24 protein-coding genes and 1 other annotated feature are annotated in these 25792 nt (G+C 56.2%); of the genes, 10 read left to right on the top strand and 14 right to left on the bottom strand.

Annotated features, from left to right (window positions below):
- Positions 1-72: 72 nt before the first annotated feature.
- From E0L20_RS06460 to E0L20_RS06500, 9 genes are all read right to left on the bottom strand, one after another.
- The gene (locus tag E0L20_RS06460; RefSeq protein WP_131633229.1) at positions 73-1377 is read right to left on the bottom strand and encodes an inosine/guanosine kinase; all 1305 of its coding nucleotides are present in this window, start codon (positions 1375-1377) and stop codon (positions 73-75) included.
- A gap of 62 nt (positions 1378-1439) precedes the next feature.
- Complete coding sequence (gene hemH / locus E0L20_RS06465; protein WP_131633230.1) at positions 1440-2402, bottom strand: ferrochelatase; 963 nt, start codon at positions 2400-2402, stop codon at positions 1440-1442.
- Between the two features lie 124 nt (positions 2403-2526).
- Positions 2527-3171: an adenylate kinase gene (gene adk / locus E0L20_RS06470; RefSeq protein WP_014069168.1), complete on the bottom strand. Its 645-nt coding sequence runs from the start codon at positions 3169-3171 to the stop codon at positions 2527-2529.
- Between the two features lie 228 nt (positions 3172-3399).
- On the bottom strand, positions 3400-5274 hold the full coding sequence (htpG, locus tag E0L20_RS06475; protein ID WP_131633231.1) for a molecular chaperone HtpG: 1875 nt from the start codon (positions 5272-5274) through the stop codon (positions 3400-3402).
- Positions 5275-5384: 110 nt separating this feature from the next.
- Positions 5385-5990, bottom strand: coding sequence for a recombination mediator RecR (recR, locus tag E0L20_RS06480; protein ID WP_059346267.1), 606 nt, complete (start codon positions 5988-5990; stop codon positions 5385-5387).
- Positions 5990-6322 carry a YbaB/EbfC family nucleoid-associated protein gene (locus tag E0L20_RS06485; protein ID WP_003858972.1) on the bottom strand — a complete coding sequence of 111 codons (333 nt, stop codon included), beginning with the start codon at positions 6320-6322 and terminating at the stop codon, positions 5990-5992. The genes recR and E0L20_RS06485 overlap by 1 nt, the downstream gene beginning before the upstream one ends.
- A gap of 53 nt (positions 6323-6375) precedes the next feature.
- The gene (dnaX, locus tag E0L20_RS06490) at positions 6376-8304 is read right to left on the bottom strand and encodes a DNA polymerase III subunit gamma/tau (protein ID WP_131633232.1); all 1929 of its coding nucleotides are present in this window, start codon (positions 8302-8304) and stop codon (positions 6376-6378) included.
- Positions 6982-7046 (bottom strand) — a sequence feature (DnaX frameshifting element). (Overlaps the previous gene by 65 nt.)
- 88 nt (positions 8305-8392) lie before the next feature.
- On the bottom strand, positions 8393-8944 hold the full coding sequence (gene apt / locus E0L20_RS06495; RefSeq protein ID WP_000127359.1) for an adenine phosphoribosyltransferase: 552 nt from the start codon (positions 8942-8944) through the stop codon (positions 8393-8395).
- 151 nt (positions 8945-9095) lie between these two features.
- Positions 9096-9473 (bottom strand): DUF454 family protein, encoded by a 378-nt coding sequence (locus tag E0L20_RS06500; protein WP_131633233.1) that lies wholly within the window; start codon positions 9471-9473, stop codon positions 9096-9098.
- Positions 9474-9523: 50 nt separating this feature from the next.
- Between E0L20_RS06500 and priC the strand changes: the two genes are divergently transcribed.
- Positions 9524-10051 (top strand): primosomal replication protein N'', encoded by a 528-nt coding sequence (gene priC, locus E0L20_RS06505; RefSeq protein WP_131633234.1) that lies wholly within the window; start codon positions 9524-9526, stop codon positions 10049-10051.
- A gap of 14 nt (positions 10052-10065) precedes the next feature.
- Entirely contained in the window at positions 10066-10239 is a 174-nt protein-coding gene (rsmS, locus tag E0L20_RS06510; RefSeq protein ID WP_131633235.1) for a pleiotropic regulatory protein RsmS, read from the top strand.
- 33 nt (positions 10240-10272) lie between these two features.
- Here the strand turns inward: rsmS and mscK are convergent, their stop codons facing one another.
- Positions 10273-13635, bottom strand: coding sequence for a mechanosensitive channel MscK (gene mscK, locus E0L20_RS06515; protein ID WP_131633236.1), 3363 nt, complete (start codon positions 13633-13635; stop codon positions 10273-10275).
- Positions 13636-13734: 99 nt separating this feature from the next.
- A complete protein-coding gene (acrR, locus tag E0L20_RS06520) occupies positions 13735-14388 on the bottom strand; it encodes a multidrug efflux transporter transcriptional repressor AcrR (RefSeq protein WP_131633237.1) in 654 nt (217 codons plus the stop codon).
- Between the two features lie 141 nt (positions 14389-14529).
- Here acrR and acrA point away from each other — a divergent pair, with 141 nt between their 5' ends.
- From acrA to E0L20_RS06550, 6 genes are all read left to right on the top strand, one after another.
- A complete protein-coding gene (gene acrA / locus E0L20_RS06525; RefSeq protein WP_131633238.1) occupies positions 14530-15723 on the top strand; it encodes a multidrug efflux RND transporter periplasmic adaptor subunit AcrA in 1194 nt (397 codons plus the stop codon).
- A 22-nt stretch (positions 15724-15745) separates the two neighbouring features.
- Entirely contained in the window at positions 15746-18892 is a 3147-nt protein-coding gene (gene acrB / locus E0L20_RS06530; RefSeq protein WP_131633239.1) for a multidrug efflux RND transporter permease subunit AcrB, read from the top strand.
- A 502-nt stretch (positions 18893-19394) separates the two neighbouring features.
- Positions 19395-19769, top strand: a complete 375-nt coding sequence (tomB, locus tag E0L20_RS06535; RefSeq protein ID WP_008499288.1) for an Hha toxicity modulator TomB — start codon at positions 19395-19397, stop codon at positions 19767-19769.
- Between the two features lie 27 nt (positions 19770-19796).
- Positions 19797-20015 (top strand): HHA domain-containing protein, encoded by a 219-nt coding sequence (locus E0L20_RS06540; RefSeq protein WP_131633240.1) that lies wholly within the window; start codon positions 19797-19799, stop codon positions 20013-20015.
- 208 nt (positions 20016-20223) lie between these two features.
- Complete coding sequence (gene maa, locus E0L20_RS06545; protein WP_131633241.1) at positions 20224-20775, top strand: maltose O-acetyltransferase; 552 nt, start codon at positions 20224-20226, stop codon at positions 20773-20775.
- A gap of 106 nt (positions 20776-20881) precedes the next feature.
- Positions 20882-21349, top strand: a complete 468-nt coding sequence (locus tag E0L20_RS06550; protein ID WP_131633242.1) for a YlaC family protein — start codon at positions 20882-20884, stop codon at positions 21347-21349.
- Here E0L20_RS06550 and pdxR read toward each other — a convergent pair.
- A complete protein-coding gene (pdxR, locus tag E0L20_RS06555) occupies positions 21321-22781 on the bottom strand; it encodes a MocR-like pyridoxine biosynthesis transcription factor PdxR (RefSeq protein WP_131633243.1) in 1461 nt (486 codons plus the stop codon). The two genes, E0L20_RS06550 and pdxR, sit on opposite strands and share 29 nt — an antisense overlap.
- Positions 22782-22881: 100 nt before the next feature.
- On the opposite strand from pdxR, the gene E0L20_RS06560 reads away from it, so the two are divergent.
- Positions 22882-23592, top strand: coding sequence for a GNAT family N-acetyltransferase (locus tag E0L20_RS06560; protein ID WP_131633244.1), 711 nt, complete (start codon positions 22882-22884; stop codon positions 23590-23592).
- Here E0L20_RS06560 and ykgO read toward each other — a convergent pair.
- Together ykgO and E0L20_RS06570 are read right to left on the bottom strand one after the other, a co-directional pair.
- Positions 23589-23729 (bottom strand): type B 50S ribosomal protein L36, encoded by a 141-nt coding sequence (gene ykgO / locus E0L20_RS06565; RefSeq protein WP_003859006.1) that lies wholly within the window; start codon positions 23727-23729, stop codon positions 23589-23591. The genes E0L20_RS06560 and ykgO overlap by 4 nt on opposite strands.
- A 2-nt stretch (positions 23730-23731) precedes the next feature.
- Positions 23732-23992 carry a type B 50S ribosomal protein L31 gene (locus E0L20_RS06570; protein ID WP_131633245.1) on the bottom strand — a complete coding sequence of 87 codons (261 nt, stop codon included), beginning with the start codon at positions 23990-23992 and terminating at the stop codon, positions 23732-23734.
- Between the two features lie 232 nt (positions 23993-24224).
- Here E0L20_RS06570 and E0L20_RS06575 point away from each other — a divergent pair, with 232 nt between their 5' ends.
- The gene (locus E0L20_RS06575; RefSeq protein WP_131633246.1) at positions 24225-25790 is read left to right on the top strand and encodes an EAL domain-containing protein; all 1566 of its coding nucleotides are present in this window, start codon (positions 24225-24227) and stop codon (positions 25788-25790) included.
- Positions 25791-25792 lie beyond the last annotated feature (2 nt).

Here is a 25792-nt window from a genome sequence, read left to right on the forward strand (position 1 = left end):
TAGGGGAGAGGGTGTTCAAGTTCCCTCTCCCCATAGGGGAGAGGGTTAGGGTGAGGGGTTTTCTTTTAGCAATCAACGATCCCAATACGCCTCTTCGAGGCTGTCTTCCCGTTCCGGCAGGCCACGCGTTAAGCGCGGGGAGTGCTGGTTCAGCACCTGATAGCTCACGCGGTTCGCGTACTTACATACCTGCGCCAGCGACGAATAGGTCAGCCAGCTAAACGTGTGCTTGCTGGAGTTCGGCACGTTGGTTTTGTGGTAGGCATTGGCGGTGATGTCGTGCAGCAGCGCCGCCAGCGCGCCGTCGCCCGCGCCGTTGGTGTTCATGATCTTCTCCGGCCCGCCCATGTATGGCGCGATGTGGGAGTAAATGCGCAGCGGGTTGGTGCAGTCTTTATGGCGCATACCGCGGCTGAACTCGTACTGGTTGAACTCGGCAATCGCCCCCGGCAGCAGCGGATGCTGGGTTTTGCGCTTGCTCTCTTCTTCCGTGAAGCCCGCCATATACAGGCCCACCGGCCCGGCGGTGCAGAGCACCAGATCCACCCAGTCCAGCGCTTTATCGGACGCCAGGAGCGGATCGCTTTCGCCGGTCAGCGCTTCGGCCTCTTCTTCGTTCATCGCCAGAATCGAAACGTGCTCCTTCAGGAAGGCCTGCCACCACTCCGGGTTATCGGCAATCACAAATTTGGTGCCCAGCGTCAGGACAACGGGTACGTCATATTTTTTCGCATACTCAATCGCCTTCATGGTCGCTTCCGGCATCGGTTCACCCGGCTTGCAGCGCACCAGATAGGAGGTCAGCACCAGCGCAGAGGCGCCCGCGATCACCGCTTCCGGGATGCTTTCGGCGCGCAGCTTGTTCATGTGGCCCGGGCTGATGGCAAAGGTACGCTCGCCGGATTCGCCAATCAGGGTAAAGCAGCGGCCAATCGGCCCGTCGACGCCCTGCAGGTAGTTCAGATCGGTACGGCTGGAGGTGTTGCAGAGATAGCGGTAGGCGTAGCCGCCGATTTCGATATTGCTGCACATCACGCCGAGCAGCACCGAGCGGTCGTCTGCCAGCACGGAGTAGTTGTGCATGGTATTGCCGATGGTGCCACCGGCGAACTGATGGGTAATCAGGTTTTCGCGCACCAGTTCCTGATACAGCGCTTCGGCAACGTCGTCCTCGATCACCAGCGAATGCCCGGCGCTCAGACCGTAACGCGCGACAAACGCATCGTCCACTTTGGCTTCAATATCCACCAGCGTCTGGTCGATACCCACCACCCACGCGGCGCTGGTTTCGTTTTCCGGCTGGATTTGCTGCAGGAGCGGATCGCGAGCGTTGACGGGGAAGTAGTGTTTAGATTTACGTTTACCGGGAAATTTCATGGTCTGAACTGTGCAAGGATTATGGGCCGGGAATGGTAGCACAAACCCGGCCTCAAGCGCGATCAGCGGCTTTTCGTCACCAGCGAGACCATCATGTCGATATGTTCAGGGGAGTCGTTAAGTGCCGGAATGTACTCGTACTTTGTTCCGCCCGCCTCGAGGAAGAACTCTTTATTTTGTACGGCAATTTCTTCCAGCGTTTCCAGGCAGTCTGCCGAGAAGCCCGGCGACATGACCTGAATATGCTTCACGCCCTTCTCGCCCAGCATTTTGAGGGTGTCGTCAGTATACGGCGTGAGCCATGGCTCGCGGCCAAAGCGAGACTGGAAGGTCATCATCACCTTCTCCGGCGGCAGTCCAAGGGCAGAGACCAGCTCGCGCGTGGTATCGCGGCAGCGCTGCGGGTAGTCGTCACCTTCATTGGCGAAACGCTGCGGAATGCCGTGATAGGAGAGCAGGAGCAGATCCGGCTCGCCGTGCTTTTCAAACGATGCGCGCGTGCTGCTGGCGAGTGCCTTGATGTACAGATCGTTATCCGCGTAGTCGCGAATAAAGGTCACCGCAGGAATGCGGCGTCGCGTCTTCAGAATACGCGCCAGCTCGTCCCACACGGCAGCCACCGTGGAGCACGAATACTGCGGATAGAGCGCCAGCACCACGATGTGGTCCACGCCCTGCGCGAGCAGGTTTTCCACCGCGCTTTCCAGCGAAGGTTTACCGTAGCTCATGCCGAGCGCGACGGGCATATCCGGCAGGCGGGCAGCCAGCGCTTTTTCCTGTCGGCGGCTGTACACCATCAGCGGCGAGCCCTCTTCCATCCAGACGGACTGGTAGAGTTTTGCCACGCGCGGAGAACGAATCGGCAGAATGACGCCACGCAGCAGCGGCCACCACAGCAGTCTCGGGGTATCCACAACGCGCGTGTCGCTTAAGAATTGTCGCAGGTAGCGTTTTACCGCGTCTGGAGTGGGTGCTTCTGGAGTGCCCAGATTGGCAAGCAGGATGCCGGTTTTCGCCTGACTCATTCACGCCTCTTAACCATTTGATAGGTTGTCAATTGTAGCGGAAATGCGTTTAAACGGAACCAATTGCAGTGAAAGGAAAAATGAGAATTTTTCTCACCCGGAGAAACCGGGTGAGAAGAGTGCATTAGCCGAGGATTTTTTCCAGCTCTGCACGTACGTCAGCCACGGCCTGGGTGCCGTCAACTTTGGCGTATTTGGTGTTACCCGCCTGCGCTTCTTTGGAGTAGTAGCCGATCAGCGGCGCGGTCATCTGATGGTATTCCACCAGGCGCTTACGCACGGTCTCTTCCTGATCGTCTTTACGGGTGGTCAGCTCTTCGCCGGTCACGTCGTCTTTGCCTTCAACCTTAGGTGGGTTGAATTTGATGTGGTAAACGCGGCCTGAGGCAGCGTGTACGCGACGGCCAACGATACGGTCAACGATCAGCTCGTCCGGCACGTCGAACTCCAGAACGTAGTCCACGTTGATGCCCGCTTCTTTCATGGCGTCAGCCTGAGGAATGGTGCGCGGGAAGCCGTCCAGCAGGAAACCGTTACGGCAGTCTTCCTGCGCAATACGCTCTTTAACCAGCGCGATAACCAGTTCGTCGGTTACCAGCTTGCCCGCGTCCATGATGTCCTTCGCCTGTTTGCCCAGCTCGGAGCCAGATTTCACAGCGGCACGCAGCATGTCACCGGTAGAGATTTGCGGAATACCGTATTTCTCCATGATGAACTGAGCCTGAGTTCCTTTACCCGCGCCCGGAGCGCCAAGCAGAATAATACGCATTGCGAAAATCCCCTCAAATGTCGTTTCAATTTTTCAAAAGCGCTAAACAATACCACCAGAACGGGCGTGGCTCAAGGAAGGCGGGGAAGCTGAAACGGTTAAGGGGGGAGATAATTTGGGTGAGTGCGGTTGGTTCCCCCTCACCCTAACCCTCTCCCCAAAGGGGAGAGGGAACGATTACACCCTCTCCCCTTTGGGGAGAGGGCAGGGTGAGGGGCAGGTGTTTAATTACGCCAGCAGCAGCGCATTCACACGCTTAATGAACAGGTTAGGATCTTCCAGCGTGCCGCGCTCGGCCAGCAGGGACTGATCCAGCAGCAGCTCAACCCACTCGGCGAAGCGGGCGTCGTCCTGGGTATCCGCCGCGCGTTTCACCAGCGGGTGATCCGGGTTCAGCTCGAAGATATATTTCACTTCCGGCATCGCCTGGCCCGCCGCCGCAAACAGCTTCGCCATCTGGGTGCCCATTTCGTCGGCATCGGTGGTGACAATTGCCGGCGTATCGGTCAGACGGTGCGTGAAGCGAACCTCTTTCACGCGATCGCCCAGCAGGGTTTTCACACGCTCAACGAACGGCTCCAGCGCCTTCTCGGCCTCTTTCGCGCTTTCGTCCACTTCGTCCGCCAGCTTGTCGATGGACTCGTCGGCTTTGGCAACGGACTGGAAGGATTTACCGTCGAACTCGGTCAGGTAGTTCATCATCCACTCGTCGATGCGGTCAGAAAGCAGCAGCACTTCGATGCCTTTCTTACGCAGCAGCTCCAAGTGAGGGCTGCTCTTCGCCGCCGCGTAGCTGTCGGCGGTGATGTAGTAGATTTTCTCCTGGCCGTCTTTCATGCGGGAGACGTACTCTTCCAGCGACACGGTCTGCGCGGAGGAGTCGGTATGCGTAGAGGCAAAGCGCAGCAGCCTGGCGATGGTTTCGACGTTCGCGGTGTCTTCCGCCGGGCCTTCTTTCAGCACCAGGCCGAACTGTTTCCAGAAGGTCTGATATTTTTCCGCATCGTCTTTCGCCAGTTTTTCCAGCATCTGCAGCGTACGCTTGGTCAGCGCGTTGCGCAGGTTGCGGGTCACCGTGCTGTCCTGCAGAATTTCACGCGAAACGTTCAGCGGCAGATCGTTGGAGTCGATCAGGCCGCGGGTGAAGCGCAGGTAGTTCGGCATGAACTGCTCGGCGTCGTCCATGATGAACACGCGCTGCACGTACAGCTTCAGGCCGTGCTTGTGATCGCGGTTCCACATGTCCCACGGCGCCTGCGCCGGGATGTACAGCAGACTGGTGTACTCCTGCTTTCCTTCCACGCGATTGTGGCTCCAGGTCAGCGGGTCGGTAAAGTCGTGGGCAATGTGCTTATAGAATTCGTTGTATTCGTCGTCTTTAATTTCAGACTTGTTGCGCGTCCACAGCGCCTGCGCCTTGTTGATTTTCTCCCAGGAGACAACGGTTTCACCGTCCTGTTCTTCCTGTTTTTCAATCTCAACCGGCAGCGCGATGTGGTCGGAATATTTGCTGATGATGGAGCGCACGCGCCAGTCGTTCAGGAAATCGTCTTCGCCTTCGCGCAGGTGCAGGGTGATCTCGGTGCCGCGATCCGCTTTGGTGATGTCGTCAACGGTGTACTCGCCTTCCCCTTTGGACTCCCAGAACACGCCGTTTTCGGCGCTTTCGCCTGCCGCGCGGGTGCGCACGGTGACCTTATCCGCCACGATGAACGCCGAGTAGAAGCCCACGCCGAACTGACCGATCAGCTGGCTGTCTTTCGCCTGGTCAGAGCCCATGGACTCGAGGAACGCTTTGGTGCCGGATTTGGCGATGGTCCCGAGGTGGTCGATCACCTCGTCGCGGTTCATCCCGATGCCGTTATCGGCGATGGTCAGGGTGCGGTTCTCTTTATTGAACGAGACGCACACGCGCAGCTCGCCTTCACCTTCGTACAGATCCGGGTTGGACAGCGCGCGGAAGCGCAGCTTGTCCGCCGCGTCCGAGGCGTTGGAAATCAGCTCACGCAGAAAGATTTCTTTGTTGGAATACAGGGAATGGATCATCAGGTGCAGAAGCTGTTTTACTTCTGACTGGAAACCACGGGTTTCTTGTCCTTTCATCTAAGTCGACCTCAACAATGCCATTTAATGGGGTTGTAAAACGTTGAGTGAGAGATGGGGATAAGGGGGGAGATTTTCAAGCGGAGGCCACGAATGCAGCCTCCGTTTGGTCAGAAAACAATCTTATGACGCCCGGCCAGCGAGTGCGACAGCGTGGTGCCGTCGACCATTTCCAGCTCGCCGCCCACCGGCACGCCGTGGGCGATGCGGCTGGCGTCAACGCCGTACTGCGAGCACAGTTCAGCGATATAGTTGGCGGTTGCCTCCCCTTCCACCGTCGGGTTGGTGGCGAGGATAACCTCTTTGATGGTCTCGGACTCAAGACGCTGTTCAAGGCGGTCAAGACCGATATCATCCGGGCCGATGCCGTCGAGCGGGGAAAGATGCCCCATCAGCACGAAGTAGCGGCCGGAAAACTGCCCGGTTTGCTCAATGGCGTAGATGTCCGCCGGACTCTCTACCACGCAAATCTGGCCGTTTTCCTGACGGCGCGGGTTCGTGCAGATGTTACACACGTCCTGCTCGGTAAAGGTACGGCAGTCCGCACAGTGACCAATTTCTGACATGGCGCGGGTCAGAGCCTGCGCCAGGCGCATCCCGCCGCTGCGGTCGCGCTGTAATAGCGTAAACGCCATGCGCTGCGCCGACTTCGGGCCAACGCCCGGCAGGCAGCGCAGTGCTTCCATTAACTGCGTGAGCAGCGGACTGGTTTGCATCAGAATGGCATCTTAAAGCCCGGCGGCAGCTGCATACCGCTGGAAACAGAGGCCATTTTCTCTTTCTGGGTTTCGTCGATACGGCGCGCGGCATCGTTAAACGCGGCGGCAACCAGATCTTCCAGCATCTCTTTGTCGTCTTCGAGCAGGCTTGGGTCGATTTCCACGCGGCGGCAGTTGTGCGCACCGTTGATGGTCACTTTCACCAGGCCGGCACCGGATTCACCCGTGACTTCCAGCTGAGCGATCTCTTCCTGCATCTTCTGCATTTTTTCCTGCATCTGCTGAGCCTGCTTCATCAGACCACCCAGACCGCCTTTTCCACCGAACATAGGCTTCTCTCTCTTTCACGTTTAAGGATTACAACCGTAAGTCAGACTCACGATCAAAGGGGGCGAATACTCTCTTCATCCAGATCGGCGTCGAAGAACCGGCGCAGGGTCTGAATGTTGTTATCCGCAATAATCGACTCGCGCGCCTGCGCGAGCTTCTCTTCATAAATAGCCTGACGCCATTCCAGCGGCGTGCGCACTGCGGGATTATCATCTTCAATGATAGTCAATTCAACCGGCGTGCCCTGCAATGCGGTGAGCGCCTCCGCCAGCGCCTTTTGCGCGCCCGGGGAGTTCAGGTGCCGTTGGCCAGGCCGCAGGTGCAGACGCACCTGGTTGCCGTCCTGCTCTTTCCAGGCGTTCAGCGCGACCTGCTCCACCAGCTTCGGCAGCTGCAGTTTGCTGACCTCGGCGGCCCAGGCGTCGCGCTCGATTGATTCTTCAGCCAGCTTCGCGGCAAGCTCCGGCGTTTTTTCGTGCTCCAGCGCCTTTTTCAGGGCTTTTGGCGTGGCGACCTCTTCCTTCACCGTTTCGATGATGGTGGTCGCCTTCCAGCGGTAGGCCTCTTCTTTCGCCGGGGCTTTTTGCTCGAGCGCGGACGGTGCCGGGCGCGACTGTACGCGCTCCGTTACCGAAGCCAGTCGTTCAAGCGCGGCGTTGTTAACCGGCCGCGCTCTTGCAGGCGCTGCCGGTTCACTCTTTTTTGGTTTGGTTGCTCCCTGCGCACGCTGTAGCTGGCTTCGTGCGGCAAGCACCGAACTGGTGGCATCCGACAGCGGCACGTTTTGCTGCGGCGGCGGTGTCGGCTGCGGCGGCACCTGCTGCGGCGACATCACCGCCGTGGGCGCGACCGGCGCGAAGGACTGCCGCGGCACTTCCGGCTCCGGCAATGGCATACGCGGGTGGAACGCCAGCGCGCGCAGCAGCGTCATTTCAACGCCCATCCGGCGATCCGGCGCGAACGGCAGCTCTTTGCGGCCAATCAGCAGCGTCTGGTAGTAAAGCTGAACGTCGGCAGGCGGCACGGTGCGAGCAAGTTCACGCATCCGCTGCTCAATGGCGGCCATATCCGCGCCGATGGCCGACGGAGAAAGCTGCAGCATCGCCACGCGGTGCAGCAGGCTGAGCATTTCAACCAGCAGCGCTTCCCACTCCACGCCTCGGGCGGCGGCAGCGTCAACCTGCGACATCACGCGCTCGCCGTTGGCGGCAATCATCGCTTCGATAAGCGACAGCGCCTGATCGTCATCCAGCGTGCCGAGCATGGTGCTGACCGCGTCGGTCGAGAGCTTGCCGTCACCGCTGGCAATCGCCTGATCGGTCAGGCTTAGCGCATCACGCAGGCTGCCGTCCGCCGCGCGGGCCAGCAGTTGCAGGGCGCGCGGTTCGTGGACGATCTTCTCTTCATCAAGAATGTGTTCCAGCTGAGCGCGGATCTGCTCAACGTCCAGCGCCTTCAGGTGGAACTGCAGGCAGCGCGACAGGATGGTGACCGGCAGCTTTTGCGGATCGGTGGTCGCCAGCAGGAACTTCACGTGTGCAGGCGGCTCTTCCAGCGTTTTCAGCAGGGCGTTGAAGCTGTGGCGCGACAGCATGTGCACTTCATCGATCAGGTAGACCTTGAAGCGGCCGCGCGCCGGGGCGTACTGCACGTTATCGAGCAGATCGCGGGTGTCTTCCACTTTGGTGCGCGAGGCGGCATCGATTTCGATCAGGTCGACAAAACGCCCCTGCTCGATCTCCCGGCAGTTATCGCACACGCCGCACGGCGTGGCGGTGATCCCGGTTTCGCAGTTGAGACCTTTTGCCAGCAAACGGGCAATAGAGGTCTTACCGACGCCGCGGGTGCCGGAGAAAAGATAGGCGTGATGGATGCGACCTAGCGACAAGCCGTTCGCCAGGGCCGTCAGCACATGTTCCTGACCGACAACGTCAGCAAAGGTTTGTGGTCGCCATTTACGGGCTAACACCTGATAACTCATGGGCAGGCTCTGCAACGCTGGAAGGTGAATTTATGGGGGGGAATGCTATCACAACCTCACTCATTGAGCGAGGTTGTGAGGAACGGGATTAATGACCCGGGAATGGCACCAGGCTGTAGCTGGTAATACCCTGTTTTTCCAGGCGCTGTTCGCCGCCCAGATCGAACAGGTTGATGATGAATGCCGCGTCGGTCACTTCACCACCCAGACGACGGATCAGCTTCACGGTCGCTTCAATGGTGCCGCCGGTCGCCAGCAGATCGTCCACCACCAGCACTTTGTCGCCTGGCTTGATGGCATCCACGTGGATTTCCAGCTGATCGGTGCCGTATTCCAGCTCGTAGCTCTCTGCGATGGTTTCACGCGGCAGCTTGCGCGGCTTACGCACCGGCACAAAACCCACGCCCATCGCCAGCGCAACCGGTGCGCCGAACAGGAAGCCACGGGCTTCGGTACCTACTACTTTGGTGATCCCGGCGTTTTTATAACGCTCAACCAGCAGTTCAATGCTGAGCGCGTACGCTTTCGGGTCTTCCAGCAAGCTGGTGACATCACGGAAAAGAATGCCAGGCTTTGGATAGTCCTGGATACTTTTGATGCTGTTTTTCAGATATTCAAGCTGCTGTGCAGTTGCGGTCATCGGTTTGTGCCTAAATGAAACAGTGTTACTCACAGCGCGCAACGAGTCGGCCAAGGCAACAATTGTTTAACCTTTGACCAGGCGCACCTGTGCTCGAAAACGGTCGAATTTACTGGCTGCGCGTGATAATTGCAACAGCCATGATGAGGCTTCAGTGCTTTTGTTGCTTTTCATCAACCACGGGGATCCGCCACATAAAGAAAAGCAGACAGGTCAGGATCGCCAGCAGCAGAATACGCACCCACATCATGTTCACCAGCCATAATGAAATAGCGAAGGTGATGAGGATCGCTGCGATCGCGCGCGGCTTCGCGCCGGGCGGCATGGCGCGGTGTTTTTGCCAGTGGCGCAGATAGCCGCCAAACCACGAGCGGTAGAGCAGCCAGTGGTGAAAACGCGGCGACGAGCGGGCGAAGCACCAGGCCGCCAGCAGGATAAACGGCGTGGTCGGCAGTAAGGGCAAAACAACGCCCAGCGTGCCCAGCACTACCGCAAGCCAGCCAATGATGATTAAAATAGTACGCTGCATAATGCGAATCGTTATCAAACTGAACGGCTACTTTACCACTGGAGAGCGTTTTGAAAACAGCCCTGCTTCTTGAGACGCTACAAAATCAGCTGACGACGCTGCGCGCCAAGGCCACGCCGCTGATGGGACACGCCACGCTGAAGCCGCGCTTTGATCGACAGCTTTTTCGTACCCGCAGCACGTTAATTCAGGATTATCTTGCTGAGGCGCAAACGAATCTTGATGAGTTGCGCCACGCGGTAGAGGCGGAACAGCAGGAGCAGGTCGCCTGGCTTGCGGAACACCTCACCGAGCAGATCACCGCCCTGCACCGTGAAATCGCCGCCTGGCCGCTGCGCGCCTGGGACAGCCCCGCGCCGGGCCTCGGCAAATGGCAGCGCAAGCGGCTGGAGAACCAGGAGTTTGAGCGCCGTCTGTTTGAGATGAAGCGCGAGCGCGAGACGCGGCTTAACGCCGCCGAAACGCTTGAAGAACAGCAGCTATTGATGCGCGAAATAACCGCGCTGGAAGGGCGCATCGTCCGCTGTCGTCAGGCGCTGGACGAGATTGAACGCGTCATTGAACGGTTGACCCGTTAACAGGAGCCACACAGATGTCACTGGAAAATGCACCCGACGAGGTCAAGCTGGCCGTCGATTTGATTATGCTGCTGGAGAACCATGAGCTCCCGGCGGAGACGGTGCTGAAGGCGCTGGAGATTGTTAAGCGGGATTTTGAGGGGAAACTTCCCCCTCACCCTGCCCTCTCCCCTGAGGGGAGAGGGTAAAAAACAGCCCGCACCAGATTATTCTCTCTCCCTTCAGGTGAGAGAGTTAGGGTGAGGAGTCGGATCGTCACCCTTAATCTCGCGCTTCACTTCCGTATGCTCTTCACCTTTTTCGTTACGCAGGTGAACCTCAAGCTGGTTGAAGGCGATATTAATGTCGTTTTCACGGCACAGGCGATCGATCGCGCGGTTAAGTTCGTCGACGGTGTAGCTGCGATCGCGCAGCTCGCGCACGTACAGACGCAGCTCGTGATCGAGCGTGCTCGGCCCGAAGGTGGTGAAGAACACCGCTGGCGCCGGGTCGTGCATCACTTTCGGATGGTCAGACGCCGCCTTCAGCAGCACCTCTTTCACTTTGTCCAGATCGGAGCCATAGGCTACGCCGAGGCGGATCACCACGCGGGTGGTGGTATCCGAGAGCGACCAGTTGATCAGGCGCTCGGTCACGAACGCTTTGTTCGGGATGATCACCTCTTTGCGATCGAAGTCGGTGATGGTGGTCGCACGGATGCGGATCTTGCTGACGGTTCCTGAGAAGGTGCCGATGGTGACGGTATCGCCAATGCGCACCGGACGCTCGAACAGGATGATCAGGCCGGAAACAAAGTTACCGAAGATCTCCTGCAGGCCGAAACCAAGACCGACCGAGAGGGCGGCGGCCAGCCACTGCAGCTTATCCCACGAGACGCCCAGCGAGCCAAAGACCGTCATCGCGCCGACGATAATGATCACATAGTTCAGAATGGTGGTGATGGCGTACGACGCGCCCTGTCGAAGGTTCAGGCGGGACAGCACCAGCACTTCCAGCAGGCCCGGGAGGTTGCGGATCAGCGCCCACGCGACCACCAGCGAGACCAGCGCAAAGAGCAGGCTGCCCATGGTCACGCTTTTCATCACCGTGGCGCCCGCCTCGGTGCCGCTGTACTGCCAGAGCGTGACGCTATCGAGATAGGCAAATACGGTGATCAAATCAGACCAGATGGCCCAGAACATCACCCCGAACAGCGCCACCATCACCAGCATAGTAATACGCATCGTTTGCTGGTTGACCTGCTCCAGAGCGATGGTCGGCTCTTCCTGCGGCTCTGCGCCTTCTGCCCCCTCCTTCACCTGATGCTGACGACGCGCAATAGCACGGCGGTAGGCGATACGGCGCGCCGCCACGCTCAAGCCGCGCAGCACGGTCTGGAACAGCAGGTTCCAGACGATTACCAGATAGACCGTTTCGATCCAGCGGCCCGACAGGCGCAGGGTGGTATAGAAGTAACCCGTTGCGGTCAGCACCATCAGCGCCAGCGGTATGATCGCAAGCACGGTTACGGTAACCAGGCGAAGATTGTGGGACTCCTTATCGCGCCAGCTGTCGCGGCACATCGGCCACATCAGGACGGCAATCAGCAGCAGGTTCAGCATAATCACCAGCTGCCCCAGCACGTCATCCATCAGGTGCAGCGGGGAAAGCTCGGCCACAACCGACCAGAAGTGCAGCGGCAGCAGCGCCAGGCTGATGCGCACAATCTGGCGACGCCAATGGCTGGTGAGCTGCTCCGGCATGTTGAAGTGACGCACCGCCACGCCGTCTTTTTCCAGCACTTTCCAGCACAGGCCAAATACCAGCCAGAACAGCGCCAGTTTTTTGCTGAACGCCCACAGCAGATCGCTGATATTAAGCTGCATCGTCAGCAGGATCAGCCCGGCAGCCAGAATGAGCAGGCAGACCGGCAGGGCGCGGATCAGGTCAATCAGGATTGCCTTCGGCGTGTGCAGCTGGCTGTCGTTTCGCAGCTGCCCCACTTCGGAGGCCAGCTTCGCCTGGTATTTCTTGAGCCAGCCCAGGCGCCAGCGGATTAAGCCAGCAATCAGCAGCAGCGGCAATCCCGCCAGGAAGGCAATCATCACCGCGGGCCAGGCTTTCTCCCAGTTGACGGTGATTTTCATGCTCTTGATTTGCGCTTTCAGCGCTTCCGGGAAGGATTTGATCCAGTCCCAGTCCATCGGCTTGTTGCTGTTCACCCAAAAAATCTGCTGGGTCAGAATCTCCTGCAGGCTTTTCGAGACGCTCACCAGCTGCTGCTGGTTAATCTGCAGGTTGATGGCCATCATCAGCTGATTACCCAGCTGCTTGTTGAGCTGGTCGAGCAGCTCGCGGCGCATATCCACCACCTGCAGCAGCGCGTCGTGTACTTCCGGATTAACCTCGGCGGAGTGGCCCTCTTCCACCTTAGCGACAAAGCTATCGCTCTGGAAAAGCGCATCGCGCTGCTGGTTGACGTCGAACTGTTCCAGACGTAGATCGGCGATGCGGTTGGTCATGTCCTCCAGCTCGTCGGCGGACGGCAGCGTCTGCTGCTGCTGGTAGAGAATGCGCGAGAGCAGGAGGCTGCCTTTCAGCACCGCAATCTGCTCTTTAATGTTACGTTCAGCCTGCAGGGCGCGATCCAGCCAGTTTTTGACCTGGATGTTCTGCTGCACCAGCGAGTTACCGCTTTCCGTGGCCTGAATCAGGCGCTGGCTCAGCTGATGGTTAACGTCCAGCTCCTGCTTCACCAGCGGGTTGGCCTGAATGCGGGCGGTTTCATCCGGCGAGACGGCTTCCTGCGCCGTTTTTTCCGTCAGCGTCAGGCGCTTGCTGTTGACCGCTTCCTGAAGCAGCTGAAGCTGATGCTCCAGGCGGTTAATGTTTGCGGTGACGTAGTCGCGCTGTTTTTGCAGCGTATCCTGCAGCACCGTATTCCCTTCCAGGCTTTTACGCTGCTGTTCAATTTGCGCATTGAGTAAGGATTGCTGAACCAGCAGCAGGGTCTGCTGCGTCGGACGTAATGCGCCTTCGCCAACCGTCGTGCCGTTCAGGCGGTTGCGGACCTGCTGAAGCTGTTGAGACGCAGCATACATCGCGTTCTGCACGCGCTCCGGCTGGGTTTGCAGCGAAACCAGCTGGCTATTGTAGGTGGCGAGATCGGACTGCGCGGTTTGCAGATCGTCGAGCAGCTGTGCCACGCGTGACTCCAGCTGACGCAGCGAAAGCGTCGCGAGCGTTTTGCGGGTTTCATCGTCATTATCGACGTCGCTCAGGGCAGACAGCGCCTCTGTCGCCTTGCGCATGTTTTCCGGCGCCTGTGCGACTTTCTGACGCAGCGCCGCGGTTTCTGCTTTGACGCGCTCGATTTTATCAATCGACTCCAGCGTTTGGGTCAGATCCTGCTGGATGAGTTTATCCTGCGGCGTGAGGTCTTTTTGTTTGTTCAGCGTGTCGAGCTGGGACTGAACGTCGGTACGCGTGGGGATATCATTGCTGTTATCGGCGCGAGCCCACGTAAGCGGCGCGGTGACAAAGAAAAACAGCGTCGCGAAAAGAAATGCAAGAACAGGATGTTGCGAGCGATTGGTGTGCAGCATAGTCGTGAATGATGTCAGAAGATGACCGAAAATAGTCCGGCACGCAGAATATCACGCCCGTTGAAAGCGGGATAGCGCGAAGATTCTTATCTGAGCTAATTAAGCACTGAGCGTCGGGGCATCGCTGCGCAGCGTCGGACAGAACTGGCACATCTCCAGCAGAATCGCGACGTAGCTGCGCGCTTCCTGTTTAAGGTCAAAGGATTCCGGCGCGAAAAGCCAGTTTTCCATCAGCCCCGAAATATAGCTTCGCAGCAGAATAGCCGCCCGGCGGGTAAGTAAATTGGCGGGCAGCATGTTTGCCTGCATGCACTGATGAAGCGTCTGCTCAATGCGGTCGTAGCTCTCCAGACACAGGCTGCGCTGCGCCTGCTGGACGACGGCCATTTCGCCAACGAACTCGCATTTATGAAAAATTATTTCCATCATTAACCGGCGACGTTCTTCAACTACCGTTGCTTCAAGGATATATACTAATATTTCTCTTAATACTGAGAGTGGATCGTCAGGGAATTTTGCCCGATACTCAGTCTCAAGATCGCTAATGCTGGACTCTGAAAGTTGCCAGATTTCACCGAACAGATCTGACTTGTCTTTAAAATGCCAGTAAATCGCTCCCCGCGTGACGCCCGCGGCCTGAGCAATCTGCGCCAGTGAGGTTGAGGACACACCCTGCTGAGAAAACAAACGCATTGCCACATCCAGAATGTGTTGTCGGGTTTCAAGCGCTTGTTGTTTGGTTTTTCGTGCCATACGTCAGTGAATTTACAGGAGTCAGATTTACATACATTTATGAATGTATGTACCATAGCATGACGATAATATAAACGCAGCAATGGGTTTTTGGACTCAGGACCATTGATCAATTTGAAATCGGACACTCGAGGTTTACATATGAACAAAAACAGAGGGTTAACGCCTCTGGCGGTCGTTCTGATGCTCTCAGGCAGCTTAGCGCTTACAGGATGTGACGACAAACAGGCTCAACAGGGAGCTCAGCAGGTGCCAGAAGTTGGCGTGGTGACGCTCAAATCCGAACCTCTGCAGATGACAACAGAACTGCCAGGCCGCACCAGCGCATACCGCATTGCGGAAGTTCGTCCTCAGGTAAACGGCATTATCCTGAAACGTAACTTCACCGAAGGCGGTGATGTGAAAGCCGGTGAGTCTCTGTATCAGATTGATCCAGCAACCTATCAGGCGTCTTATGAAAGCGCTAAAGGCGACCTGGCGAAAGCCGACGCTGCAGCAAAAATCGCCCAGCTGACCGTGAATCGCTACAAAAAACTGCTCGGCACGAAATACATCAGTCAACAGGATTACGATACTGCCCTGGCAGATGCACAGCAGGCTAACGCCGCCGTTGTGGCCGCCAAAGCGGCTGTTGAAACCGCGCGTATCAACCTGGCCTATACCAAAGTGACCTCTCCTATCAGCGGTCGTATTGGTAAATCTTCCGTGACGGAAGGGGCGCTGGTACAGAACGGCCAAACGAACGCGCTGGCCACCGTGCAGCAGCTTGATCCGATCTACGTTGACGTGACGCAGTCCAGCAACGATTTCCTGCGCCTTCAGCAAGAGCTGGCAAACGGCACGCTGAAGCAGGAAAACGGCAAAGCCAAAGTTGAGCTTGTGACTAACGACGGTATCAAGTTCCCGCAGGCAGGCACACTGGAATTTTCTGATGTGACCGTCGATCAGACCACGGGGTCTATCACCTTACGTGCGATTTTCCCGAACCCGGATAAAACGCTGCTGCCGGGGATGTTCGTTCGCGCGCGTCTGGAAGAAGGGACTAACCCAACCGCAATTCTGGTACCTCAGCAGGGTGTGACCCGTACGCCACGCGGCGATGCGAGCGCGCTGGTTGTGGGCGCAGATGACAAAGTCGAAACGCGCAATATCACCGCAACGCAGGCGATTGGCGATAAGTGGCTGGTGACGGAAGGTCTGAAAGATGGCGATCGCGTGATTATTACTGGTTTGCAAAAAGTTCGTCCTGGCGCGCAGGTCAAAGCACAGGAAGTGAAATCTGACGAGAAACAACAAGCTTCGGCCGCTGGCCAGTCAGAACAAACCAAGTCTTAACTTAAACAGGAGCCGTTAAGACATGCCTAATTTCTTTATCGATCGCCCCATATTTGCGTGGGTGATCGCCATAATTATCATGCTAGCTGGGGGACTTGCGATCCTGAAGCTGCCCGTCGCGCAATATCCAACGATTGCGCCACCGGCGGTGACGATTTCCGCAACCTACCCGGGGGCTGATGCAAAAACGGTGCAGGATACCGTTACGCAGGTTATCGAACAGAACATGAACGGTATCGATAACCTGATGTACATGTCCTCAAACAGTGACTCAACCGGTACGGTTCAGATCACCCTGACCTTCCAGTCTGGTACGGATGCTGACATCGCGCAGGTTCAGGTGCAGAACAAACTGCAGCTGGCCATGCCGCTGCTGCCGCAGGAAGTACAACAGCAGGGCGTGAGCGTCGAGAAATCGTCAAGCAGCTTCCTGATGGTTGTCGGCGTTATCAACACCAACGGCACCATGACCCAGGAGGATATTTCCGACTACGTGGGCGCCAACATGAAGGACGCCATCAGCCGTACCTCCGGTGTGGGTGACGTTCAGCTGTTCGGTTCCCAGTACGCAATGCGTATCTGGATGGACCCAAACAAGCTGAACAACTTCCAGCTGACGCCGGTTGACGTGATCAGCGCCATTAAAGCGCAGAACGCCCAGGTTGCAGCCGGTCAGTTAGGCGGTACGCCGCCGGTCAAAGGCCAGCAGCTTAACGCCTCGATCATCGCGCAGACGCGTCTGACGTCCGCCGATGAGTTCAGCAAAATTCTGCTGAAGGTGAATCAGGACGGTTCGCAGGTTCGCCTGCGCGACGTGGCTAAGGTTGAGCTGGGCGGTGAGAACTATGACATCATCGCGAAGTTTAACGGTAAACCGGCTTCCGGTCTGGGTATCAAACTGGCGACAGGCGCTAACGCCCTGGACACCGCCACGGCGATCCGCGCAGAGCTGAAGAAGATGGAACCGTTCTTCCCGTCAGGTCTGAAAATCGTTTACCCGTATGACACCACGCCGTTCGTTAAAATCTCGATTCACGAAGTGGTCAAAACGCTGGTTGAGGCGATCATTCTCGTCTTCCTGGTGATGTACCTGTTCCTGCAGAACTTCCGCGCGACGCTGATACCAACCATCGCCGTGCCGGTCGTACTGCTCGGGACCTTCGCGATCCTGTCGATATTTGGCTACTCGATAAACACCCTGACGATGTTCGGGATGGTGCTCGCCATCGGCCTGCTGGTGGATGACGCCATCGTGGTGGTCGAGAACGTCGAGCGCGTCATGGCGGAAGAAGGGCTCCCGCCGAAGGAAGCGACCCGTAAATCAATGGGTCAGATCCAGGGCGCGCTGGTCGGTATCGCGATGGTCCTGTCTGCGGTATTTATCCCGATGGCCTTCTTCGGCGGGTCTACCGGTGCGATTTACCGCCAGTTCTCCATCACCATCGTTTCGGCAATGGCCCTGTCGGTGCTGGTGGCGCTGATCCTGACGCCTGCCCTGTGTGCAACCATGCTGAAGCCGATTCAGAAAGGTGGTCACGGCGAGCATAAAGGGTTCTTCGGCTGGTTTAACCGCATGTTTGATAAGAGCACGCACCATTACACCGACAGCGTGGGCAATATCCTGCGCAGTACCGGTCGTTACCTGCTGCTCTACATCATCATCGTGGTGGGCATGGCTTACCTGTTCGTTCGTCTGCCAAGCTCGTTCCTGCCGGATGAAGACCAGGGCGTGTTCCTGACCATGGCGCAGCTGCCTGCGGGTGCATCGCAAGAACGTACCCAGAAAGTGCTGGATGAAGTGACTGACTACTACCTCACCAAAGAGAAAGCCAACGTTGAGTCCGTGTTTGCGGTTAACGGCTTTGGCTTTGCGGGTCGTGGTCAGAACACCGGTATCGCCTTCGTTTCTCTGAAAGACTGGGCGGATCGTCCGGGCGAAGAGAACAAAGTTGAAGCGATTACTGGCCGTGCGATGGGCACCTTCTCGCAGATTAAAGACGCGATGGTCTTCGCCTTTAACCTTCCAGCGATTGTTGAGCTGGGTACGGCAACGGGCTTTGACTTCCAGCTGATCGACCAGGGCGGTCTGGGTCATGAAAAACTGACGCAGGCGCGTAACCAGCTGTTTGGTGAAGTGGCGAAACACCCTGACCTGCTGGTCGGCGTGCGTCCTAACGGCCTGGAAGATACCCCGCAGTACAAGATCGATATCGACCAGGAAAAAGCACAGGCGCTGGGCGTTTCCATTAGCGACATCAACACCACGCTGGGCGCAGCCTGGGGCGGGAGCTACGTAAACGACTTCATCGATCGCGGTCGCGTGAAGAAAGTGTACGTGATGTCCGAAGCGGAATACCGCATGTTGCCGAACGATATCAATTCCTGGTACGTTCGCGGCAGCAACGGCCAGATGGTACCGTTCTCCGCCTTCTCAACCTCGCGCTGGGAATACGGTTCACCGCGTCTGGAACGCTATAACGGTCTGCCTTCCATGGAAATTCTGGGCCAGGCCGCACCGGGCCGCAGTACCGGTGAAGCCATGAACCTGATGGAAGAGCTGGCCGGTAAACTGCCGGCGGGGATCGGCTATGACTGGACGGGCATGTCCTACCAGGAACGTCTGTCCGGTAACCAGGCCCCTGCCCTGTACGCCATTTCACTGATTGTGGTGTTCCTGTGTCTGGCGGCGCTGTACGAGAGCTGGTCGATTCCGTTCTCCGTTATGCTGGTGGTGCCGCTGGGGGTTATCGGTGCGCTCCTTGCCGCAACGTTCCGTGGACTGACCAACGACGTTTACTTCCAGGTGGGCCTGCTGACCACCATTGGCCTGTCGGCGAAGAACGCGATACTTATCGTGGAATTCGCCAAAGATCTGATGGAGAAAGAAGGTAAAGGCCTGATTGAAGCGACGCTGGACGCCGTGCGTATGCGTCTGCGTCCAATCCTGATGACGTCTCTGGCGTTTATCCTCGGTGTTATGCCGCTGGTTATCAGCTCTGGTGCGGGTTCCGGCGCCCAGAACGCGGTAGGTACAGGGGTAATGGGTGGTATGGTCACCGCGACCGTGCTCGCCATCTTCTTTGTACCGGTGTTCTTCGTGGTGGTTCGCCGCCGCTTTAGCCGCAAGAGTGAAGATATTGAGCATAATCACTCGGTAGAACATCACTGATACCGGTTTCATCCTATAAAAAGGCCGCTTTTGCGGCCTTTTTCATTTTAATGAGAAAATCATAAATTACGCTTATTGTTGTTCTCTTTATTTACGGCCATTGTATTTAGACATACCATAATTAATGGATAAGCTAATCAACGAACTCATCCTTTTTTTAATTTCATTTCTTCCGGTAACATATTAGGAATATTCCTAATAAGCCGTTCTATTGAAAGAGAAATCCGAATCTGGACTTCATCTGAAGGTTAATGCTAACTCAATGAAACGTAAGGATGACGTAAAAAAACAAGGATGGGTGAAGATAAAATTGTCTGATTCAGGATCGCCATTTGCGTAAAGGCTCGCAAACTGACGTTTTAATTGTAATTTTTCGTAATAGCGCGGTGAAATCTTGATCAGAGTGGCTTATAGTTAGGTTTATCAGGAACACAGCACCCGTGTGGCTAAGTAAGTTGTATCCATCCCGACATTGATGTTCGGTGACAAAAGGGGATGCGCTATGGACGAGTACTCGCCAAAAAGGCATGATATCGCGCAGTTGAAATTTCTCTGCGAATCCTTGTACCATGACTGCCTTGCTAATCTTGATGAAAGCAATCATGGCTGGGTGAATGACCCAACCTCTGCCATCAATCTACAGTTAAATGAGCTGATTGAGCATATCGCAACCTTCGCACTTAATTATAAAATTAAGTATAATGAAGATAATAAGCTGATTGAGCAAATTGACGAATACCTGGATGACACCTTTATGTTGTTCAGCAGTTACGGCATTAACGCACAGGATTTGCAGAAATGGCGTAAATCGGGAAATCGTCTATTTCGCTGTTTTGTCAACGTGAGCAGAGCTAACCCGGTTAGCCTTTCCTGTTAAAATTATTACAATTACTAAGGTGAATTTATGTCTGAAAAACCACTCACAAAAATCGATTATTTAATGCGCTTGCGACGCTGTCAGTCAATTGACACGCTTGAACGTGTCATTGAGAAGAATAAATACGAGCTTTCCGATAATGAACTGGCTGTATTTTATTCAGCGGCTGATCATCGGCTTGCTGAGCTCACAATGAATAAACTTTATGACAAAATACCCTCTTCCGTGTGGAAATTTGTCCGTTAATGTTCGAAGCGTCTCTTTAGAGGTTCTGCACCACTTTCTAAGCTGAATTCACCTTTCGAATTACGATCCCTGTGCGTACGCCAGGTCCCCGTGTAAAAAGTGCTCATCAGCAACAATGTTGTGACTGTAGTCACATCAGCTTTTCGGGAACGTTCCCTTTCTGGTTAATCCCCTTTACGCTGTGGTAAGTGTATCCAGAGAGGTTCCCATGAGTACTGAAAAACAGAAGATGATTGCAGGCGAACATTATCGCCCGGGTGATGAGACGCTAAGGGCCGACCGAATGCGTGCGAGACATCTGGTTCACCGCTATAACCATACCGCCCCCGATGAAAAAACCGAGCGCCAGACGATCCTGGCCGACCTGCTGGGGCAAAGTGAAGGGGCGTATATTGAGCCCAGCTTCCGCTGCGATTACGGCTATAACATTTACCTCGGCAAAGACTTCTACGCCAACTTCGATTGCGTGATGCTGGATGTCTGCCCCATTCATATCGGCGACAACTGCATGCTCGCGCCCGGGGTACATATATATACCGCGACCCATCCGCTGGATGCAGGCGAGCGGAACAGCGGCGTTGAATTTGGCAAACCCGTGACCATTGGCAATAACGTCTGGATTGGCGGGCGGGCCGTCATTAACCCTGGCGTAACCCTGGGTGACAATGTGGTCGTGGCGTCCGGAGCGGTAGTAACAAAAGATGTCCCTGCCAACGCGGTGGTCGGTGGTAATCCGGCGAAAATCATTAAAATGCTGTAGCTGAACTGTTATGGTCTTTCAGGGCATAACTGTTACTTTTTTCAGCCTGGTGGCTCCCCTAAAATAGGCAGATCCCCTGTATTTTCAACATTCATGAAGGTAAAAAATGACCGAGATACAGCGCCTGCTTACCGCCACCATCGACGATCTTAACATTCGCGAAAAGCGCGACAATCGCCCGCGCTTTAGCATTAGCTTTATCCGCAAACATCCGGGGCTGTTTGTCGCCATGTACGCGGCCTGGCTGGCAACGCTTGTGGTGATGCTAACATCCGAAACCCTGGTGGACTCCGTGTGGCTGCTCGTTGTGCTGTTTGTGGTATTTAACGCGTTCTTCTTTTTCGACGTCAACCCGCGCTATCGCTATGAAGATATCGACGTCCTTGATTTCCGGGTCTGCTATAACGGCGAGTGGTATAACACCCGCTATGTGCCATCGGAATTAATCGACAGCATTATGCATTCCCCGGCAGTAGAGACAGGCCTCAAAGAGAAACTGCAGAAAATGGTTTCAACTAAAGGCGATCTCTCCTTCTATGATGTCTTTACCCTTTCCCGCCCTGCTGCTGCGTAATTAACCTCTGTATGCGCCGGATACCCGGCGCGAATTGTGACGCGGAAGTATTGCCGTAACCCAATACCAGACCCGTTTGCCCCTGCCGGGCATCAAGGTAGTACCCGCTCAACGCGGCGGGAGCAAGCTGAAACGCCCTCGCCTGCTGGACAAGCCGCCGATCGTCGATGCCCTCAATCGACACCGTAAGATGCATTCCCCCTTCACCCGCCAGAATGCGGTGCGCCGTGGCCAGCTCCGCGTCCAGCGCCTCGCGTAGCTGCAGATAGCGTTTACGATAGAGTCGACGCATGGCGGCAAGATGGCGAGCGTAGTGCCCTTCTTCAATAAACAGCGCGAGGGTTCGCTGTTCTGCACGGTGACCGCCGCGCAATAACGCGCCGATGGCAGGGAGAGCCGCTTTCGCCAGGGCGGGAGGAAGCACCATAAAACCGATTCTGAGTGACGGAAAGAGCGTTTTGCTGAAGGTGCCGAGATAGACCACGGGCGCGTTGTTCACCATTCCCAGCATCGCCGGGACGGGTTCACCGGTGTAACGAAACTCGCTGTCGTAATCATCTTCAATAATCCAGGCGTTGTGCCGCTGGGCCAGCTCCAGCAGTGCCAGACGCCGCCGCGCGCTGAGCACGCTTCCGCACGGAAACTGATGCGAAGGCGAGGTGAAAATAAACGAAGGGGGCGGTGCCTGTTGCCCTTCCCAGCAGATCCCTTCTTCATCAACCGGCATACCTGCCATCGTCAGGCCTGCTTTTGCAAATGCGCTTTTTGCCCCGGCATAGCCGGGATCTTCTACCCATGCAACATCGCCCGGTTCACTCAGCAGCATCGTGCACAGGTTAACCCCTTCGAGTGCGCCTTCGGTAATCACTATCTGACTCGCGTCGCAATCAATACCGCGTGATATCGCAAGATGGCGGGCGATAGCCGATCGTAACGACGGTTCTCCAGCCGGATCGCCGTAGCCTAAAAGTGCACTGCCCTCCTCGCGCAGCACGCGATCGTACAGGCGGCGCCACAGCGGGAGAGGAAAATAATTGATGGCGGGCGTGCCCGGCGTAAAGGCCGGAACGGGTGTATCTCTGGCAACGGGAGCGGGAAGCTGCGCGACGCGTCTGGCAAGCGTGACGGCGGGCTCAGGTAAATCCAGGGCAACGTTACGCTGCGCCAGCTGCGCCACCCGCGTTCCCTGACGGCTGCGCAGGAGATATCCTTCAAGCGTAAGCTGCTCCAGCGCTGCGTTGACGGTGTTTCGGGACAGGGAAAGCTGCTGAGCCAGGGTACGCGAGCCGGACAGCCTGCTGCCGGGCTGCAATCTCCCGCACAAGATAGCCTCCCGCAGCGCCAGATAGAGCGCACGCTGCAGGGTTTCTTCGCCGCGTTTTTTCAGCGCAGCACTCACTAAAGTATAAAAATCGTCGCCCGGAATATTCATCCACCCTCCTCGTGGTACCAACAAAACATAGCGCGTTGGTTCTTTTTAAGGAACCAGTTATTCACTAGCCTGAAGCTCTTTCACTATCAAGGAGATGAAGATGAATACGTTTAACCAGTTTGGGCAGCCCGTAGGCGACGCGCTCGTCGACTGGCAGCCACGACCGCACCCTTCCCGGGCAACGTTTCAGGGTCAGTACTGCCGGCTGGAACCGCTGCGGGTGGAACACGCCGATGCGCTGTTTTCCGCTTATTCCCTTGCTGCAGACACGCGAAGCTGGACGTGGCTGCTGCGTGAGCCCGATGCGACCACAGCCGAATTTACCGGGTGGGTTGAAAGCGTGTGCGCGCTATCGGATCCAATGCATTTCACCGTTATCGATAATCAGACGCAGGCCCCGGTGGGCACGCTGGCGCTGATGCGCATCGATCCCAAAAATGGCGTCGTGGAGGTGGGGCACGTGCATTTCTCCCCGCTCCTCAGCCGCACGCCGATGTCAACGGAAGCTCAATACCTGCTGATGAAGTACGTGTTCGATACCCTGGGCTATCGACGCTACGAATGGAAATGCAACAGCCTGAACGAGCCTTCCCGCAGGGCGGCGCTGCGGTTGGGCTTTCAGTTTGAAGGGCGCTTTCGCCAGGCGCTGGTCGTCAAAGGCCACAACCGGGACACCGACTGGTTTTCGATCGTGGACAACGAATGGCCGGCGCTGGCGAGCGCGTTTGAAAACTGGCTTGCCATCGGCAATTTCACGCCCGATGGCAAGCAGAGAAGATCCCTGGAAAGCTGGCGAGAACAACGCGCTTAGCGTCTTTTTTTACGTCCCTGAACCGCCTTAAAGCGCGGGTTAGATTTGCAGATCACGTACAAACGCCCTTTGCGTTTGACGATCTGGCAGTCCGGATGACGCTGTTTGGCACTGCGAAGTGAGTTAAGCACCTGCATGATTAACCTCGCTTCGCATTAAGAAAGCCGCCAAAACGCTTGCGGAAGCGCGCTGCGCTGCCGTCCGTCGAGAACGTTTTTTGCTTACCGGTATAAAACGGGTGCGATTTTGAAGAAACCTCGATGGTGATATACGGGAAGGTTTCACCGTCGAGTTCAATTTCGCGGTCGGTCTTGATGGTTGAGCCGACCTTAAAGTATTCATTGGCACTGGTGTCGTGAAACACAACGGTGCGATAGGCTGGATGGATATCAGGTTTCATCGCTGTCTTCTCATGTTTTGTTATAACATAACAAAATAATATCCGAGCCTCGCTGCAAAAACAACCCCTGATAATACGCCACCACTCCGACAAGATTTTGTGATTTACCAACAGCAGGCTGAAATCAATGACCGTCGCGTGCTATAACTATATCATTTCGCGGTAAAATCTTTCTCCTCAGGCGATCACACTCAGTGCTACTGCAACGGGCATATGAGAAGGAAACAGCAGCATGAAAACCCGACATCTGGTCAGCCTGGTGACAGGCATATTGATCTTTTCTGTGCTGATACCGATTTGCCTCAGTATCTGGCTGGCGCATCGCCAGGCGGAAAAACAGTTCGTTGATGCGCTGGAAAACTACGCCTCCCGCGTGATGCTTCGGGCAGACAAAGTCGTGGGACAGGCAAAAGATGCCCTTACGCAGCTGCAAACAATCACCTATCTGCCCTGCAGTCAGATGCACCTGCGAGAGCTGCGCCGGCTCACGTTCTCATATCGCTATGTGCAGGAGGTGATTTACGTCGACAACCTCAAACCCGTCTGCTCCTCGCTGGAGCAGGTCAGCCACGCCGGGCCTTTTCCGCCTCCCATGCGCGTGACCTCTGACGGCTACAGCGCCTGGATCACCACGCAAAACGATCTGGGCTTTAATCACTACATGGCCGTTTTGGGTAAAGCACACTATCTGGTGATGATTGACCCTGAATCGCTGGTCGATGTCATTCCCTTTGGCTCTATGCGCACCGATGCTGCGCTAATCGGTCATGGCAATAATATTATTTTCGCCAGGAGCGATACGCTTAACCCCCACATCCGTCAACTTCTGGAAACCCAGAGCCTGACGCAACTGCAGTACAAAGGTTCAATGTACATTGCAAAGTCGGTGTCCGACCTGGGATATACCGTGGTGGCATGGGCCGCGCTGAAACCGCTTGAAGAGAGCTGGCATAAGCAGCTCTTTTTCTGGCTTCCCTTTGGCATGCTGGTCAGCCTGCTTGCCGCCCTGTTTTTGATCCGCATATTGCGCCGCATCCAGTCGCCCAAAAACCGACTGCAGGACGCCATAAACGGGCGCGATATTGTGGTGCACTATCAGCCCATAGTGGCGCTGTGCAGCGGTAAGATCGTGGGGGCCGAGGCGCTGGCGCGCTGGCCGCAGCCAGACGGAAGCAGTTTGTCACCCGATATTTTTGTGCCGCTGGCAGAGCAGACTGGCCTTATTTCACCGTTAACCCAGCTCATCGTTGAAAAAGTGTTCGAAGATATGGGGCACTGGCTGCATCACCATCCGGATCAGCATATTTCCATTAATCTCGCGTCGGACGATCTGACCTCCGGCAAGCTGCCACCTTTGCTTCATAACCTGCTGAACAAATGGGAAGTTCATCCTGGACAAATTGCCCTTGAGCTTACCGAGCGCGGTTTTGCCGATCCCAAAGTGAGTGCCCCCGCCATAGCCGCATTCCGCCGCTCGGGGCACCCTGTATATATTGATGATTTCGGGACCGGCTATTCCAGCCTGAGCTATCTGCAGGATCTGGACGTCGACACGCTGAAAATAGATAAATCTTTTGTGGATGCGCTGGAGTACAAAAACGTCACGCCGCACATTATTGAAATGGCGAAATCACTCAAGCTGGCGATGGTTGCCGAGGGCATTGAAACCCAGGGCCAGCTCGACTGGCTGCATCGTCACGGCGTGCAGTATGGTCAGGGCTGGTACTACAGTAAGGCGCTGCCGAAGGTGGAATTCGTGCTCTGGGCCGAACACAACCTTGAGCAGCACGTTACTTAAGT

The sequence above is a fragment of the Enterobacter wuhouensis genome, assembly GCF_004331265.1.
Taxonomy (GTDB): Bacteria; Pseudomonadota; Gammaproteobacteria; order Enterobacterales; family Enterobacteriaceae; genus Enterobacter; species Enterobacter wuhouensis.